Below are 16,588 nucleotides of genomic sequence, written 5' to 3'. Positions count from 1 at the left end.
GACGAAATCGTCAACTGCCTCTATGGTGGACGTGACTCACACCACATGTCCAGCACATCCACCCATCAATCCAGGGAGACGGATCCGCCATGCCGCTGCAGGAGCACCACCAGATCGTGTCGGTCGACGACCACCTCATCGAGCACCCCCGCGTCTGGCAGGACCGTCTGCCGGAGAAGTTCAAGGAGCGTGGCCCGCGGATCATCGAGAAGGACGACAAGCACATCTGGGTCTACGACGGCAACGTCTTCCCGACCGTCGGACTGAACGCGGTCGCCGGCAAGCCGCCGGAGGAGTGGGGGCTCGACCCCGTTCGCTACGAGGACATGATCCCCGGGTGCTACGACCCGGCCGCCCGCGTCAAGGACATGGACCTCGACGGCGTCCAGGCCGCGATGCTGTTCCCGTCGTTCCCGGGCTTCGGCGGTGGCGTCTTCTTCCGCGCCGAGGACAAGGAGCTCGCCCACCTCGGGGTGCAGGCATGGAACGACTACTACGCCGAGGAGTGGTGCCAGGCCTACCCGGACCGCTACATCCCCATGAGCATCGTCCCGATCTGGGACATCGAGCTCGCCACGGCCGAGGTCTACCGGACCGCGGCCATGGGGTCGCGAACCATCTCGTTCCCCGACAGCCCTGTCCCGCTCGGCCTCCCCAGCTTTCACAGCGAGGAGTGGACCCCCTTCTTCCGGGCCTGCGAGGAGACCGACATGGTGCTCTCCCTGCACTTCGGCTCCTCCGGGTACGTTCCCGGGTTCTCCTTCTCCGGCATGCAGGCCGTGCCCGGACAGATGCGGATGCCGGACGCCCCGTTCGCCGTCGCGATCACACTGTTCTCCAGCAACCTGATGTGGACGACGGTCGACCTGCTCTTCTCCGGTGCGCTGCAGCGGCACCCCAATCTGAAGTTCTCACTTGCCGAGGGTGGCATCGGCTGGATCCCCTACATCCTCGAGCGGTCCGACTTCGTCTGGGAGCGCCACCGGCACTACATGAAGAACATCGACTTCGACAGCCGACCCTCGGAGCTGTTCAAGAAGCACCTGTGGGGCTGCTTCATCGACGACGAGTTCGGGGTGAAGAACCTCGACCTCATCGGTCACGACAAGGTGATGCTCGAGATCGACTACCCCCACTCCGACTCCAACTGGCCCAACAGCCGCAAGCGCGCCGGCGAGGTCCTGGCCGACGTGCCCGACGACGTCGTCACCAAGATCGCCGAGACCAACGCCCGCGAGCTTTTCCGCTTCCCGCGGACGTCCTGACCTCACCCTTCGCGACCGCCTCCACCACTGCGGTGGAGGCGGTCGCGCTCGTCGTGACCCATGAGGAGCCTCGATGCAGATCAACTTCCAAATGCCGACCCGCGCCGTGAAGCACTACGCGGAGTGGACCGGGACCGAAGGTCTCGGCGAGCTCGCCGCCGCGGCCGAGGCGGCCGGGTTCGCTGCCGTGTCGACGACCGACCATCCCGTTCCGGCCGAGTCGTGGCTGGCCCGTGGCGGCCACCACTCCTTCGACCCGTTCGTCGGGCTCGCCTTCATGGCCGCCAGCACGCGTCGTACCACCTTGTTGACCAACCTCGCCATCGCCGGCTATCGCAGCCCCTACGTCACGGCCAAGGCCGCTGCGAGCCTCGACCTGCTCTCCGGCGGTCGGGTCGTCCTCGGCATGGGTGCCGGCTACGTGGATTCCGAGTTCGCGGCCCTCGAGGCCGACTTCGCCGGACGTGGCGCTCGCTTCGACACTGCCATCGCCAACCTGCGCACGGCGTGGTCAGGTGAGCCTTTTCAACCCACGGGCTCGACCGACTCCCACGTCATGCTGCCGAGGCCGGCGCAGGCCGGAGGGCCTCCCATCTGGATCGGCGGGAACAGCAGGCGCGCACGACGACGCGTCGCCGAGCTCGCCGACGGGTGGATGCCGTTCGAGCAGGGTGCAGCCTCCGCGGCAGTGACGGGCACCGACGTGCTGTCCTCGGTGGACGAGCTCGCCCGCGGCGTGACGGAGATCAAGGCCGAACGCCGAGAGCTGGGTCGCGACGAGCAGGTCGAGGTCTGCTTCGCCCCGTACGGCGTCGGGACCGCGGACGCGCTGGTGTCCTACCTCGAGCGCCACACCCCGGCGCTTCGCGACGCCGGCGTCGGATGGCTGACCTGGCAGTGCGCATCGCGGTCGATGGCTGACTGCCTGCAGGAGCTGGAGCGCCTCGGCCCCCACCTGGTCACACTGCGATGACCGACCCCCGCTGCGAGATCGAGAACCTGCTGGCGCGCTACACCGCCTACGGCGACGCCGGTCGCGTCGAGGAGTTCGCCTCGCTCTTCGCCGACGACGGCGTCCTACGGGTGGCCGGCCGGGCGTTCGTCGGGCCCGCCGGGGTGATGGCCTTCGCCACGGAGCAAGGAACCCAGATGGCACAGGCAGGACGTCTCCTTCCGGGCTTCCACCACGTGGGCTCCCGACTGGTCGAGGTCGAGGACGACCACGCCACCGCCAGCAGCGTCTTCGCCTTCTTCGCCCCGCACGGCATCGACCACTGGGGCACCTACCGCGACCACCTGGTGCACGCGGAGGGCCGGTGGCAGTTCCGCGAGAGATCGGTGCGGTTCAGCGGTTTCACGACGGGCTCCACGGCTCAACAGATCGTGGCTGCTATTGCCGCGGAAGCGCCATAGTTGACGATACCGTCAATTGAAGCGATGCTGGAGGTGCCCGTGGTGTTGAGACGCGCCGCGCGATCACGCACCCACCCCAGGAAGAGGTAGCTCGCATGTCCGAGGCCGTCATCGTCAGTGCCGTACGAACTCCGATCGGGGTGGCCTTCAAGGGAACTCTGCGGGACACCTCCGCCGAGCACCTCGCCCAGGTGGCTGTCGGCGAGGCGATCGCCCGCTCTGGACTGTCGGCGGACCTGGTCGACGACGTGATCCTTGCCGAGTCGCTCTACGGCGGTGGCGACCTGGCTCGCCACGCCGCGGTCGGTCTCGGTCTGACCCGGGTGCCCGGGCAGGCCGTCAACCGGCACTGCGCGGGCAGCCTGACCGCGGTGGGCAACGCCGCGGCGAGCATCCGGGCCGGGATGGACCGTGTCGTGGTCGCCGGCGGCGCGATGTCGACATCGATGATGCCCACCATGCACTGGCGCGTCCCCGGATCGACTGAGCCGCGCGTCGGCATCCCGCCGACGTACCCGTACGCCGAGGGTCCCGGCGACGACGTCACCATCACGACCGGTTGGGCCCCCGCGATCGAGGTGGGGCTCCGTCGCGACGAGGTGGACGCCTGGGCCCATCGCTCCCACATGCGCGCCGTCGCGGCGATCGACGCCGGCACGTTCGACGACGAGATCGTCACGGTCAAGGTGCCTCAGGCCGACGGGTCCGTGGTCGAGTTCGCAGTCGACGAGGGCCCGCGGCGCACCACCACGCTGGACAAGCTCGCCGCCCTGAAGCCGCTGCACCCTGAGATCGATGGCTTCAGCGTCACCGCCGGCAACGCCAGCGGCGTCAACGACGCCGCGGCGGCACTGACCCTGACGAGCTCCGAGGTCGCCAGTCGTGAGGGGCTCGATCCCCTGGCTCACGTCCGTGCCTGGGGGGCCATCGGTGTCGACCCGTCACGCACCGGGATGGGTGCCGTCGACGTGATCCCCTTCATCCTCGACCGCGCCGGCCTGACGATGGCCGACGTCGAGCTCTGGGAGATCAACGAGGCCTTCGCCTCCGTCCCGCTCGCCGCATGTCGCGTCCATGGCATCGACGAGGACCGCGTCAACGTCTTTGGCAGCGGCTGCAGCCTCGGCCACCCGGTCGCTGCCAGCGGCGCCCGGATGCTCACCACCCTCACCCACGAGCTCGGCCGCCGTGGCGGCGGCATCGCGGTTGCCGCGATGTGTGCGGGCGGGGGCCAGGCCGGCGCCGTCGTGATCGAGGTGGCATGACCGCCGCCGCACCGTTCGCCGACTCCAGCTGGGTCCCGGACACCGAGCCACTCACCGACCCCTCCGACGTGACGGCGTACGGCGACCTGCTCGCCTCGCTGCGCAGCGTCCAGGACGCGATCGTCGACGCGGAGCCGGATCGCGCCACGATGCTCGAGCTCACCGACAGCCTGAGCACGATCAGCGAGCAGCTCCGAGCCTCGGCGGGCGTGGGACCTGCACCCTTCGCACGACAGCTCGGGTTGCCGGACCGTGGCCAGACCCTCGTGCCGCCCCTGACGATCGATCGCGTCAGCGCCGACCGCGTCGAGGCGACGGTGACGTTCACCGAGTACTTCCACCTCGGCGGGGAGGTGGCGCACGGCGGCGCCGTGGCTCTGGTCTTCGACGAGGTGCTCGGACTCCTGTGCAGCGCTGGGGGGCGGCCGTGGTCCCGCACGGCGTTCCTGCACGTGGACTACCGCAACCCGACGCCAGGCGACGTCCCCCTCGACCTGGCCGTGTGGCTGGACTCGGAGGACGGCCGCAAGCGGGTCATGCGCGGAGAGATCCGGCACGGTGACGTGGTGTGCGCCGAGAGCCACGGGTTGTTCGTCGCCGTGCGAACTTCCTGATCCGCTGACGCGGAGGCCCCGTCGGCGGCCCCGTCGGAGGCCCCGTCGGAGGCCTCGTCGGGGGCCTCGTCGGGGGCCGTCAGACGTCTGCCGTGGCCGGGAGGCCGAGGTAGGCGGTGCGCACGGTCGGATCGTCGCTGACCCGGCCGGGCGCACCAGTGAAGATCGTGCGTCCGAAGTCGAGCACCACCACGTCGTCGGAGGTCCGCAGCACCATCGCGACGTCGTGCTCGATGAGCAGAACTCCCATGCCCCACTCGTGGGCCAGACGCCGGATCAGGTGACCCAGCTCAGCGGTCTCGGACTCGTCGAGGCCCGCTCCCGGCTCGTCGAGGAGGAGGACCGAGGGCCGCGTGGACACGGCCCGAGCGATGGCGACCAGGCGGCGTTGCCCGTAGGAGAGCTCGGTGGGGAGCTTGTCGAGGACGTCGCCGAGACCGAGCTCCTCCACCGCAGCCGCGGCCGTGGTGGTGAGTCGACCGCGACCCGGCCAGAACAGGTCGGTGACGTAGCCCAGCGCGTCGCGCTGGTCCGAGGCGGCGAGAAGGTTCTCGCGCACCGAGAGATCGTCAAAGAGCTCGAGGCTCTGGAAGGTACGGCCGAGGCCGGCGCGCGCCCGCTTGGTCGCAGACCACGAGGTGATGTCGTTCTTCCCGAGCAGCACACGTCCCTGCGCCGGGCTGGCGTAGCCCGTGACGACGTCGACGAGGGTGGTCTTGCCGGCACCATTGGGTCCCAGGAGGCCCAGCACCTTGCCGGGCTCCACGAACAGGGACACCTCCGAGAGGGCGGTGACCCCACCGAATCGTTGGACGACGCCGCTGACGGTGAGTGAGTGCGACTCGATCGGTTCGACCTGGCGAGGTGTCGCGACCTCGTGAACCAGGCGGCCCCCGAGCGGCAACCTCCAGGCGCGCAGTCGGGCGGGAATGGCTGCGCTGATGGCTGCGGCAGCGCCGTTCTGGCTGGCGATGAGCAAGAGGATCAGGATCACGCCACCGGCGAGCGGGACGTAAGCATCGATGCTCTCGGAGAGCTGCGCGGCGATGATGGTCCCGACCCCGCCCGTGACCAGCGGAACGCCGAGTGCGGGCCCGAGGGCGTATCCGACGCCCCCGACCACGGCCACCGTCATCACGTTGATCGAGGAGAAGGGCCCGAACAGGTTGGCATAGAGGATCGTGGAGTACGAGAACGCCAGCAGCACCCCACCCAGTCCTGCGATGGCGGCAGCGAGGGAGAAGGCATAGAGCTTGGCCGCGAAGACACTCACCCCGATGGAGGCCGCCGCCCGCTCGTTCACGCGGACGGCCAGCAGCCGGCGCCCGACGCGACCGCGACGCAGGTTCGCGATGAGCAGCGCGACGAGCGCGAAAGCGACCACGCACACGCTGGCGTAGGTGTGCAGGTGGAGGACGGGGTCGATCTCGAGGCCGAACAGGGTCTGGAAGGGAATCTGTGTCTGGTCGGTTCCTCCCGTGAGCTCGGTGCTGCTGAAGAGGACGGCGTAGACGGCGAAGCCCAGCCCGAACGTGACCACCGTCAGGTTGACCCCGCGCGTGCGCAGGGCCGGGAGGCCGAGCAGGAGACCGACCAGTCCGGCCGCGACGATTCCCGCCACCAACGCCGGTCCGAAGGTCCAGCCCTGTGCGTCGACCAGCCGGCCCGCGGCGTAGGCGCCGACGCCCGCCAGTGCCATCTGGGCCAGGCTCAGCTGCCCGGCGTACCCGGTCAGGACGACGATGGAGAGTGCCACGATCCCCACCGACATCGAGACCACGATCGCTTGGAGCAGGTCGTAGTCCAGCTTCCAGGTGGTCTGCATCAGGAGGACCAGCAGCCCGGTCGCGACCAGTGCCGGCACCGCCCGCACCCGTCCGTTGCCCACGCTCGGGAGCCGGTCGGCGGTCGTGCCGCGCACCGGGAGACCGCGCCCCCGGATCACGAGCATCACCACGATCGCGATGAACGGGATGGCGTCGGAGACGCCGGTGATGTCGGTGTACTGCGTGGCCTCGCTCTGCACGATCGCGAGCAGCCACCCGGCGAGCAGCGCCATCGGATAGGACCTGAACTGGGCGAACAGAGCCGCTGCCAGCGCGCCGACGATGAGCAGCGAGAGCCCCCCCAGCGTGAAGTAGCCGGAGGTCGTGGAGAAGACCAGGGACCCGGCGAGGCCGGCGAGCGCGCCGCCGACGATCCACGTAGCCATCGCGAGGACCTCGGGTGACCACCCCAGGGCGCGGGCCGCGCGGGGGTTCTCGGCGGAGGCGGTGAGTGCCAGGCCGAAGCGGGTGCGGGAGCTCGCCACGAGTGCGGCGACGACGAGCACGGCGATCACCGCGAGGTAGAGCGACTGCCGTCCGAGGACGACGCCCGCGACCTGCACGGTCTCCGTGGGCAGCAGCGGCTCGGTCGCCTGCTGCTCGGCACCGAACGCGAGAGCCAGGCTCTCGTTGACGACCGTGAGGACCCCCAGCGTGGCGATCACCCGCGATATCGGGCTGGCCCCGCGCAAGGGCCGCATCACGCAGAGCTGCACCAAGCCGCCGACCGCGGCCGTGAGGAGGACGACCAGGACCAGGGTCACGGCGGTGCTCAGGCCCCGGTTGTCGCGCAGCTCCACGAAAAGGAAGGCGGCGAGCACGGCAAAGTGCCCGTGAGCGAGGTTGATGGTTCCCGAGCCGCGGTAGATCAGCACCAGCCCGACGGCGAGCAGGGCGTAGACCGATCCCAACCCCAGTCCCAGGGCTGCGAACTGGACGAAGTCACTCATGAGGCACGCTCCTCGGCGCGGTCGAGGTAGAGCTCGGCGATGGCGTCGGGGGCACCGCGCAAGGGTGCGGCGGCCCCGTCGTGGACGACTTTGCCGCGGCGCAGGACGTAGACGTGGTCGGCCGCCTCGATGGCCAGGTGGACGTGCTGCTCGACGAGCAGGACGGCAACCCCGCTGTCAGCGGCAGCGCGCACGGCTTTCAGCAACCGCTGGACGATCACCGGTGCCAGACCCAGCGACAGCTCGTCGGCAAGCAGCACCGACGGCCGTGCCGCCAGCACCCGGCCGAGCGCGAGCATCTGCTGCTGACCACCTGACAGCAATCCTGCCGGACGGTCGAGGTGGTCGTGCAGCTCGGGGAAGAGGTCGAGGGCATCCGACACACTTCCACGTCCCAGGCGGAGGTTGTCGCGGACCGTGAGGCCGGTGAAGACGCAGCGTTCCTCGGTCAGCAACCCGATGCCCTGCCGCACGCGCCGATGGAGCGGTGCCGAGGTCTTCTCTCCACTGACCAGCACCGTGCCGCCGGCGGCCGGCACCTCTCCGGCCAACGCGTGGATGGTCGAGGTCTTGCCGGCGCCGTTCGCCCCGAGCAACGCGACGACCTCGCCGCGGCGTACTTCGAGGCTCACGTCGTGCACGGCCGCATTCCCCGCGCCGTAGCGCACCACGAGGTGGTCGGTCGAGATCGCCACGGGCGCCGGGCGACGCGTGCTGAGCTCCTCGGGCGGGTTCGTGACGTGACTCGGTCCCACTGCGACTCCCACGGTTGTTGCTGACTGGGCGGATGGTGCCGGCGACGGCGGGGTCAGGTGACCCCGCCGTCGTCGGAGCTCCTTGGTGTGCTGGCGCGGGCCTCAGCCGCCGAGAGCCGCCGCGATGGCGGGCCCCAGGTCGACGGGGTCGCCTTGAGCGACCAGCTCGCCGCCGCTGACCGTCTTCGGGACCGCCGTGGTGTTGAAGGTGCGCGCTAGCGGCGGCACGGGCAGCGGAGTGGTGAAGTCGATGGGCGGGGTGATGCCGCCGGTGTCGACCGCCGAGGCCGCGCTCATGGCTTCGGCAACGGACTCGGCGGTGACCTCGCCGTCGATGGTCGCAACCACCTCGCTGAACACCTTCATCGCCACCCAGGTGAGCTGGAGGACCTCACCGCTGAAGTCGAGGTCGCTCGGCACCGCGGCCACCGCATCGGCCCAGGCCGGGTCGTCCAGGGTCGGGAAGTTGCCCGAGATGACCGATCCCTCGAGCTGCTCGCCGAAGCTGTCGACCACGGCGTTGTCGAAGGTCGCTGCCGGCGCCAGGATGCGCGAGCTGACACCGAGCTGGTCCATGGCAGCCACGAGCGGCGCGTACATGGAGGTCGGCAGGGCGGTGAAGGCGCAGTCGGCGCCGTCGAGGGCCTGGGCGATCGGCGTGAAGTCGACGGTCGTCTGGGCGACCTTGACCGGGTCGGCGAAGGACTTGCCCGCGGCCGCGAGCGCGCTCTCGCCGAATGCGAGCACCCCTGCGGCGGCGGCGGTGTCGAGGATCACCGGTGTCGGCGACTCACAGGTCTGGGCTGCCACGCCGCCGAGGTAGACGTAGCCCAGGGCCCCTGCCCAGACCGGGAACGAGAGCTCGCTCGTCAACGCCGTTGGGGTGGACGACGGAGCGCCGATCCATGGGATCCCGGCCGGCTCGATGACCTTGAGGACCTCCTCCTCGAAGCCGGCGAAGCCTCCGACAAGGGCGACGACGTCCTCCTGCACGGCCTCACGGGCGCACGCGGTGGCCTCGTTGGGGTCGTACTTTTCGTTGCAGTAGACCATCTCGACGTCGACGCCGTTGATCCCGCCTTCGGCGTTGAGCTGGTCGATGTAGGCCTGGGCGACGGTGTCGGTGGCGAAGTTCGTGGCCGGAGTGCCGGTCGGCCCGATGTTCATGATCTTGATGGTGGGCTCGCCGCTGCTCGCGCTGCCGTCACCGGGGTCGGTGCCATCGGCACCACCGTCGTTTCCACAGCCGGTGAGCAAGCCGGCGGTCAGCGTCAGTGCGGCGACTGCGACTGCGTGCCTGGTGCGGTTCTTCATCGGGGGCTCCCTTGCTTCCTCAACGGAAAGTCATGTGACGTGCTGGCGAAGGATCACTCGCCCGAGAGATCGAGCGTGAGCAGAGTCACACGTTTTTGACGTTCTCGTCAAGCAATACTCCCAATTGGGTCGCAATGCCGCTCAACAACGCAGATGCGGGCGTGCTCGCGACGTCAAATAGGCATGCTGAGACGCCGGTTCTGGCCCGCATCCGAAGACCACGTGACGGTCAAGTCAAGCGGGATACGCCTGCCGCGAGTGCCTAGCCTGAGGTCAGTGCTGCTGAGGACCGAAGCGGGGCGCCCGCTTCTCCACGAACGCGCTGACGCCCTCGCGTGCGTCCGACGTGGTCGCCGCCGCGCGGATGCCGATGGCCTCGAGCCGCATCGCACTTTCGGGCGCCGGCTCGGCCACGTCGCGCAGGAGCCGCTTAGTGAGCGCGAGAGCCACCGGTGCGCTGGTGAGCACTCGCGCGACGACGTCGTCGACTGCGGCGTCCAGCTCGGCGGCAGGCACCACCCTCGCCACGAGTCCGGCCAGGTGTGCCTCCGCTGCTGTCAGCGTGTCGTTGAGGAGGGCCAGACGCAATGCTCGGTGGAGTCCGATGCTGTGCACGAGCAGGCTGGTGCTCCCGTCGACGCTCAACCCGACCTTCGTGTAGGCACAGGTGAAGGAAGCCGCGTCGGCCGCCACCACGAGGTCGGCCGCCATCGCCAGTGGGAACCCGGCCCCCGCCGCCGCTCCCTGCACCACCGAGACGACGATCGCCTCCGAGCGCACCAGCTCGGAGATCACCTGGTGCAGCTCCGCCGCGAGGTCGTCGACGAGCTCACCCATGTCGGCAGCACCGGCGAAGGCCGGCAGGTCGCCACCGACGCAGAAGAAACGACCCGTGGCGGCCAGCACGATGACCCGAGCCTGGTCGGCGCGCGCACGACGTACGGAGCCACGCAGCTCGTGAACCGACGCTGGGTGGAGCGGGTTGCCGCGCTCGGGGTCGACCAGCGTTATGCGTGCGGTGTCATCGGCGAAGGAGTAGTCCACGAGGCCCATGCCGGTCACACTGCCACGGGACGGCCACATGGACCCAGGGACGCCGCGGGCCGGCTCGCCCCGATACTGATGCGCATGCCACCCACCGACCTGCACGAACTACTCGCTCTCGAGCAGGTCGCGCCCCGGACCTTCCGCGGCCAGACGAAGCCCCCTCCGGCACGGCGCAGCTACGGCGGTGAGGTCGCCGCCCAGGCGATCTGCGCGGCCGGAGGCACGGTGCCGGATGATCGCTCCCTCCACTCCGCCCACATGAGTTTCCTGCTGCCCGGTGACACCACCCTGCCGATCGACTTCGAGGTCGAGGACGTGCGCGACGGGGGCTCCTTCAGCGCTCGTCGGGTGGAGGCGCGGCAGGGGGACCGCGCGATCTTCGCGATGTCGGCTTCCTACCAGGCGCCGGCCGCAGGACCCGAGCACCAGCCCGAGCTCCACGACGGACCTGCTCCGCTCGACTCCTCCGCACCGGGAGAGCTGTTCGCCGCGGACCCTGTCAACCGTGCGTGGGCCGACCATCTCGCCGACTTCCTCGACGTCGAGCTGCGCTTCCCCTATCCTCCGGTCCGCGTGCCCGCCATGCGGGGAGTCGCGGTGCCCGCTCGACAGCAGGTCTGGGCCAGGACCCGCCAGGGAATCGGGAGCGAGGCCGTCCTGCGGGATGCAGGAGTGGCTTACCTCAGCGACATGCTGCTGCTGGCCACTGCACTGGGTCCGCACCGGCTGACCCTGCAGGACGAGCGGATCGCGTTCGCGACCATCAACCACACGATCTGGTTCCATGCGCCGCTACGAGTCGACGAGTGGTTTCGCTACGACCAGGAGTCACGATGGGCCGGACGCGGCCGCGCCCTGTGCCATGGGGAAATGTACGACGAGGCCGGCCAGCTGTGCGCCACCACAATGCAGGAAGGCCTGGTCCGCTACCGCTGATCCTCGTGCGACTCCTCGTGCGGGACGAGCTCGACGACGGGAATGACCCGAGGCGCGGCGGAGGCCTCATGGTCGTGGAAGAACGGGTGTGCCGCGGTGATGGACGACCAGGCGCCTGCTCGCGCCGCCCCCTCAAGCACGACGGCCGAGGCACGGTAGGCCCGGCGTCCGATCTCCACGGTCACCGCCGGTCGAGCTCGCAGGTTGTGGCACCAGCTCGGGTCGCGACGAGCCCCGTTGGCGGAGCCGATCACGAAGAGGCGCTCGCCCTCGCGGTGGAACATCATCGGACTCGTCCTCGGCTCGCCCGAGCGAGCGCCGGTCGTGGTCAGCAGCAACAGGTCGTCGCGCTGCATGCCCTCGACCTCCTCCCCCGCGCGAAACTGGGCGATGACACGGCGGTTGATCTCACGAATGTCGATGGCGGCTCTCCCATACCCGTGCAGCAGCTCCTTCGGTGCGAAGAGCTCGCTGTCTTTCATCCGACGATATCGTCAGAAATCGAGGGATCGCAACGGGGTCTGCCTCGTGAGCGGCCCCAGTGTTCAGCGATCATGACTGTTATGCGCTTCAACTATCTACTGACGTTAGCGCCAAATGCGCGCCACTGGGGTGTGGCACCCGGACGGCCACCGGGGAGTTCAGCGCGACCTCACCCCGCCACACCAGACCGCTCGGACGGCCTCGTGGCGAGGAACGGCCAGCGCCTCGTCGAGGGTCGTCGACAGCAGCACCAGGTCGGCCGGTTCTCCGGGCCGCACCCGCCGTGGACCACCGTGCTCGTCGGTCAGGTAGCCGGCCAGGGCGACCCGCGCGGCCACCCGCTCGGCCTCACCCAGCACAACTCCGGAGCCCGTGCGCCGGTCGCGCGCTGCGGCGATGACGGCCCAGGGGTCGAGTGGGCCGTAGGGCGCATCGCTGCTGGCCGCTACGTCGACCCCCGCCGCGAGGAGACTTCCGAAGGGGTAGAGGTGCGGCAGGTCGTCGGGGTCCACCCGGGCGCGGTAGTCGTCGCCCCGGTCGGCGAGGAAGCCCGGCTGCATCACCACGCGCAGGCCGCGCAGGCGCTCGGTCACGCCGGGCGGCACCACCGCCGCGTGCTCGATCCGGTCACCTGGCAGCCTGCCCACCTCGTCGAGAGCCGCGAGCGTCAGCAGCAACGACTCCCGCGTCACGCAGTGCACGGCCACCGGCTCCCCTGCGCCATGACGCTCGGCGATCGTCGCGCACAGCTCATCGAAGGAGGGCAGGTCGTGGTCGCGGAGCAGCAGCTTGCGTCGCCCGAGGAACCAGATCCGCTGGGGCAGCAGGTCCTGGCCCTCGAAGCCCTCGAGGTCAGGGGTGGCGTCGGTGACCGAGGTGATGCCGAACGCAGCAAGCTCGCGACCCAGGGCACCGAGGTCGAGTGCGGTCTGCGGCAGGGCCGGCCGGAGCCGGTCGTCGTAGCGCCACAACCGACCAGTCGGCGCACCCGACGGGTCGCGCTCGACGTCGGGACTGTCGTCGAGCACGTGGTCGACCGCCGCCAGGGCCGCCGAGTTGAGGACCCACAAGGCGCCGCTGCGGTGCTGCACCCGCACCGGACGACGGGCCTGCACAGCATCGAGGTCGTGCCGGTCGGGCGACCAGGGGAGGCCGACTCCGCGAACCCACCCGTCGCCCGGCGCCGCAGCCAGCGCGGTCAGCCCGTCGCGGCAATCGACCGAGGCACGAGCCGCGGCGAGCGCCAACAGGTGCAGGTGGTGGTCGTGCAGCCCCGGTAGCAGCGCTGCCTCGCCCCCGTCGACGACCTCGTCGGACTCCTCGGCAGCCAGTCTCGGTTCGACGTTGACGATGCGATCACGGCGGAGCCGTACGTCGACCAGCTGCCCCGCGACCTCGACCCGCGTCAGGAGCGTGGTCCTCACCGGCGCCTCGTCGGATCGGCGACCGGGAACTCACCGTCGGCACACTCGACCCACCAGGCGTCGTCACGCTGACGTACGGCGTGCTCGGCCCCGGCTCCGGACGCGGCCTCGGCGGCGACGTGGAGCATCGAGACGTCGACCAGCCGAGCGTCCTCCGAGGCCATCGCCTCGACCGCGTGCAGCGCGGCCGTCACACCACCGAGGGGGTCGGCGACCGCGTCACCGACCGGCACGGGGCACGCCCCTTCCCGCAGCCATAATCCACCGGCGACAGACACGTCGTCGCCGAAGCCCACGGCATCGGAGTTCCGTCCACGCGCGGTGATCGACAACCAGGAGGTTCCCGCGGCCACGACCTCCTCCGCTACCAGCCCGAGCTGCCTCAGCGCCCTGGGACGTGAGGCCTCGAGCACGAGGTCCGCCCGCGCCACCAGGGCTCGGAGGGTATCGAGCTCGGCGTCGAGGTCGAGGACCAGGCTCCGCGACCTGGCGTGCAGCAGCTCGAAGAAGGCAGGAGGCCCGGACCTCGCCCCGTCGGGTCGCGAGCGGCTCTCCACCTTGACCACCTCGACCCCCCGCAGTCCCAGCAGGTGGGCACACAGCGGGCCCGCCCACAGACTGGTCAGGTCGACCACCAGCGGCCGCTCCGTCGTACGACGCTGCCCCAGGACCGACGTCAGCACGGGCGGCCGGTCCGTCGGCGGCTGGGCGGGCACCACTCCCCCAGCCATCCCCAGCAGCCGCAGCCGCTCCTCGGCGTCGGCGCCAGGGCGTGCCGCAGCCCAGCCGGCGACCGCTTCCCAGGGGTCCACGTCGTCCCCGAGGTCCTCCTCGACCAGCGCGGGCACCAGCGACCGGTCGCTGGCGCGCGGCATCGACAGCACCAGGTGCCCGTCCGCGGTCGGGAGCGTCCGCGCCGCACCGCCGCACGACCACGGAGCGTTGCGTCGCAGCCCGGCGTACGCCGCCCGCTCACCGAGCAGGCCTGAGATCTCGTACCCGACGACTCGCTGCACCGCGTCACGGACCAGGCTCGCGGCGCGGCCCGGCGCCGCCCGGGGCGGACCGTCCGGCGACCCGGTCAGAGCCATCGCGCCCGACGCGGCCCAGTCCCGCAGGGCACCCTCCGGGCCACTGTCCGTCGTTCGTTCAGACGAGCTCATCGACCAACCCCCAAGCCAGGGCTCGATCGAGGTCGAGCCGGTGACCGGTGAGGGCGAGCCACGCCGTGCGCCAGCGGCCGATCCGCCGGGTCACGCTGACCGTGCCACCGGCTCCGGGCACGAGCCCGAAACCGGTCTCCGGCAGGGCGAATGACGTACCCGGTCGGGCCCGCACCCGCGCCGCGAACGCCGGCACCTCGATGCCGGCACCGATGCAGGCACCGTGCAGCACCGGCCGGACCACGTCGCGCAGCCGGTGCACCGCAAGCCCCGCGCTCGCAGCCAGGCGCACCACGTGGGCCGTCACGACGTCCGGCGTCGTGCCGAACTCGTCCAGGTCACCACCGCTGCAGAACGAGGGACCCGCACCCGACAGCTCGACTCGGGCGATGCTGTCATCCAGGCGCGCTACCTCGAGCGCTTCGAGCAACCCGTTGCGGACCTCGTGGCCGAAGGCGTTGTGCCGCGCCGGCCGGTTGAGCACGACCTGCAGGACTGCCCCCTCACGGCTCACCAGAACCGGGATGTCTCCTGCCGGGACCTCGCGGCGAGGCGTCGTCGTACGCCACTGGCCGAACTCCGGTCCGGCCAGCAGTGTCGAGTAGGCCAACGACTCAGCGACTAGACCGTGCTCGACCGAGCAGGACGACGTCACGTCGAGAAGGTCTCGGAGCGTGAGCGCCGCCAGCGGCGCGCTCGCCACCACCGAGCCGACCTGCTCCAAGACCACGTCGCCGGTCGAGCCGGCATCGATCCACGACTGTCCGGGACCTCCTGGAGCAACCGTGAACGCCAACGCCTCCATCAGCTCGCGCGCCGCAGGCGGCAGCGGAGAGCTGGCGACACCGATCAGAATCTTGTTGCGCTGCGCGGCGAGCATGACCATCACGCGCGGGGCGAGCGACCAGTCGGCACCGTCCAGGTCGACCGCAACAACGGGCTCCTCGACCACTCCGTTGGACGACAACTCGAGGCGGGCGGCGCCGTCAACCAGGTCGGTCACATCAAGACGCTGCACCAGGCCAGCATGGCAGGGCACGCGCTGATAGCGCGTGCTCGCGTTCAAGGTGGTCACCGTACGACGGCGACGCGATACTGCGTGGCGGGTCCGATGCACGATCACTGTCTTCCGCGTGACCGCTGTCGCTCTCACCGCGCGTCTGCGGGTCAGACGTTCGCCCGAGGTTGGGCCTGCTGGGGCGTGTGCCTAGATGCCTATGGGTGTTCGTGATGGCTGCGAGGCTGCGGATACCTTGGCCTCACCCCGCTCCCCAAGGCGGGGATTGCCTCCTGATCGCTCTGCACCAGATGCGGAATACCCATCTATCGCGAGTCCAGGCCCTGCGCGGTCCGGTGAAAGACTCGCAACCATCGACCCTGACACCTCTGACTCGTCCACCGAAGGGGCCGAATCGCCCTGGTTCTGTAGAGGGTCGGACTTCCCTGGGTGATTGATCACTGCAACCGGTGCCGGCGCCCAGAAGATGATCGGCTGCGCTTCATGGGACCTCCCGCGGTCATTGGGGAGGCGCCCGCAGCCGACCGTCCGGTCGGCGTTCCCCGCCTGGGCCACAACCCCGCTTGTAGGCGCACAACTCGGGTTGTTCCCGGCTGTTGGCCTAGCCGTCCAAGGGATCGGCTGGGTCCGTGGTGCCGCGGGCGAGGATCCGTCGGATCCTGCCGCGGGAACGACGCGGACGCGCCTCTCGCGGGTCGCCCACAGGCGGCAGCTTGTCGACAGAGACTGGCATCGAGTACCCGACGTACTCGCCATCCGTGCCGTAGTTCATGAGGCCTTGTTTGGCCCGTGGAGTCTTCTCCCGCTGTGGCGAGGGCTCCCCCGGTTCGTCGTCCTTCGCGCACCCATACCGCTTGGAGATCGCTTGCTGCGACACGCCCAGAGCCGCGCCGATCTCCTTCCCGGTGTACCGCTGTGCCATCGCCAAACCGACGGCCACGGTCTGGGCGGCTTCGAGCCAGTCGTGCAGTTCGCGGAGAAGCTCGAGTCGGGTGATGACGTCGTCGGAAACTTCTAGGTCATGGGTGATGTCGTCGAGGGTGCGACCGCAGTCGGCCTCGGGTTCGAATTTGCTCACGGACGGGCACTAACGAGTCCGCTTCAGCAGACGTTCG

General features: G+C 70.0%; 15 protein-coding genes. 6 read left to right on the top strand and 9 right to left on the bottom strand.

Annotated features, from left to right (window positions below):
- Positions 1-89: 89 nt before the first annotated feature.
- The 5 genes from Q1K33_RS07010 to Q1K33_RS06990 all read left to right on the top strand — a co-directional run bounded on the left by Q1K33_RS07010 (position 90) and on the right by Q1K33_RS06990 (position 4,557).
- Positions 90-1,265, top strand: coding sequence for an amidohydrolase family protein (locus tag Q1K33_RS07010; protein WP_300402108.1), 1,176 nt, complete (start codon positions 90-92; stop codon positions 1,263-1,265).
- Positions 1,266-1,338: 73 nt separating this feature from the next.
- Positions 1,339-2,238: a TIGR03619 family F420-dependent LLM class oxidoreductase gene (locus Q1K33_RS07005; RefSeq protein ID WP_300402106.1), complete on the top strand. Its 900-nt coding sequence runs from the start codon at positions 1,339-1,341 to the stop codon at positions 2,236-2,238.
- On the top strand, positions 2,235-2,678 hold the full coding sequence (locus Q1K33_RS07000) for a nuclear transport factor 2 family protein (RefSeq protein WP_300402104.1): 444 nt from the start codon (positions 2,235-2,237) through the stop codon (positions 2,676-2,678). The genes Q1K33_RS07005 and Q1K33_RS07000 overlap by 4 nt, the downstream gene beginning before the upstream one ends.
- A gap of 95 nt (positions 2,679-2,773) precedes the next feature.
- Positions 2,774-3,943 carry a thiolase family protein gene (locus Q1K33_RS06995; protein ID WP_300402102.1) on the top strand — a complete coding sequence of 390 codons (1,170 nt, stop codon included), beginning with the start codon at positions 2,774-2,776 and terminating at the stop codon, positions 3,941-3,943.
- Positions 3,940-4,557, top strand: coding sequence for a PaaI family thioesterase (locus Q1K33_RS06990; protein WP_300402100.1), 618 nt, complete (start codon positions 3,940-3,942; stop codon positions 4,555-4,557). The genes Q1K33_RS06995 and Q1K33_RS06990 overlap by 4 nt, the downstream gene beginning before the upstream one ends.
- A gap of 79 nt (positions 4,558-4,636) precedes the next feature.
- Here Q1K33_RS06990 and Q1K33_RS06985 read toward each other — a convergent pair whose 3' ends face one another.
- The 4 genes from Q1K33_RS06985 to Q1K33_RS06970 all read right to left on the bottom strand — a co-directional run bounded on the left by Q1K33_RS06985 (position 4,637) and on the right by Q1K33_RS06970 (position 10,455).
- The gene (locus Q1K33_RS06985; RefSeq protein WP_300402098.1) at positions 4,637-7,333 is read right to left on the bottom strand and encodes a branched-chain amino acid ABC transporter permease/ATP-binding protein; all 2,697 of its coding nucleotides are present in this window, start codon (positions 7,331-7,333) and stop codon (positions 4,637-4,639) included.
- A complete protein-coding gene (locus tag Q1K33_RS06980; RefSeq protein ID WP_300402096.1) occupies positions 7,330-8,100 on the bottom strand; it encodes an ABC transporter ATP-binding protein in 771 nt (256 codons plus the stop codon). The genes Q1K33_RS06985 and Q1K33_RS06980 overlap by 4 nt, the downstream gene beginning before the upstream one ends.
- Before the next feature lie 90 nt (positions 8,101-8,190).
- Complete coding sequence (locus tag Q1K33_RS06975; protein WP_300402095.1) at positions 8,191-9,402, bottom strand: ABC transporter substrate-binding protein; 1,212 nt, start codon at positions 9,400-9,402, stop codon at positions 8,191-8,193.
- Between the two features lie 273 nt (positions 9,403-9,675).
- The gene (locus Q1K33_RS06970; RefSeq protein WP_300402094.1) at positions 9,676-10,455 is read right to left on the bottom strand and encodes an enoyl-CoA hydratase-related protein; all 780 of its coding nucleotides are present in this window, start codon (positions 10,453-10,455) and stop codon (positions 9,676-9,678) included.
- 75 nt (positions 10,456-10,530) lie between these two features.
- Between Q1K33_RS06970 and Q1K33_RS06965 the strand changes: the two genes are divergently transcribed.
- The gene (locus Q1K33_RS06965; protein ID WP_300402092.1) at positions 10,531-11,385 is read left to right on the top strand and encodes an acyl-CoA thioesterase domain-containing protein; all 855 of its coding nucleotides are present in this window, start codon (positions 10,531-10,533) and stop codon (positions 11,383-11,385) included.
- Here Q1K33_RS06965 and Q1K33_RS06960 read toward each other — a convergent pair.
- From Q1K33_RS06960 to Q1K33_RS06940, 5 genes are all read right to left on the bottom strand, one after another.
- Positions 11,376-11,867, bottom strand: a complete 492-nt coding sequence (locus Q1K33_RS06960) for a nitroreductase/quinone reductase family protein (RefSeq protein ID WP_300402090.1) — start codon at positions 11,865-11,867, stop codon at positions 11,376-11,378. The two genes, Q1K33_RS06965 and Q1K33_RS06960, sit on opposite strands and share 10 nt — an antisense overlap.
- A gap of 159 nt (positions 11,868-12,026) precedes the next feature.
- Entirely contained in the window at positions 12,027-13,292 is a 1,266-nt protein-coding gene (locus Q1K33_RS06955) for an amidohydrolase family protein (RefSeq protein WP_300402088.1), read from the bottom strand.
- Positions 13,289-14,455 (bottom strand): CoA transferase, encoded by a 1,167-nt coding sequence (locus Q1K33_RS06950; protein ID WP_300402086.1) that lies wholly within the window; start codon positions 14,453-14,455, stop codon positions 13,289-13,291. The genes Q1K33_RS06955 and Q1K33_RS06950 overlap by 4 nt, the downstream gene beginning before the upstream one ends.
- Positions 14,442-15,458, bottom strand: coding sequence for an enoyl-CoA hydratase/isomerase family protein (locus Q1K33_RS06945; RefSeq protein WP_300402084.1), 1,017 nt, complete (start codon positions 15,456-15,458; stop codon positions 14,442-14,444). Before Q1K33_RS06945 ends, Q1K33_RS06950 begins: the two co-directional genes overlap by 14 nt.
- Positions 15,459-16,074: 616 nt before the next feature.
- Positions 16,075-16,551, bottom strand: a complete 477-nt coding sequence (locus Q1K33_RS06940) for a hypothetical protein (RefSeq protein ID WP_300402082.1) — start codon at positions 16,549-16,551, stop codon at positions 16,075-16,077.
- Between the last annotated feature and the right edge of the window lie 37 nt (positions 16,552-16,588).

Origin of the sequence: Nocardioides sp. (genome assembly GCF_029937575.1) — a bacterium.
In the GTDB taxonomy this organism is placed as follows: domain Bacteria; phylum Actinomycetota; class Actinomycetes; order Propionibacteriales; family Nocardioidaceae; genus Nocardioides.
This window is presented reverse-complemented; position numbering and strand designations above follow the sequence as displayed.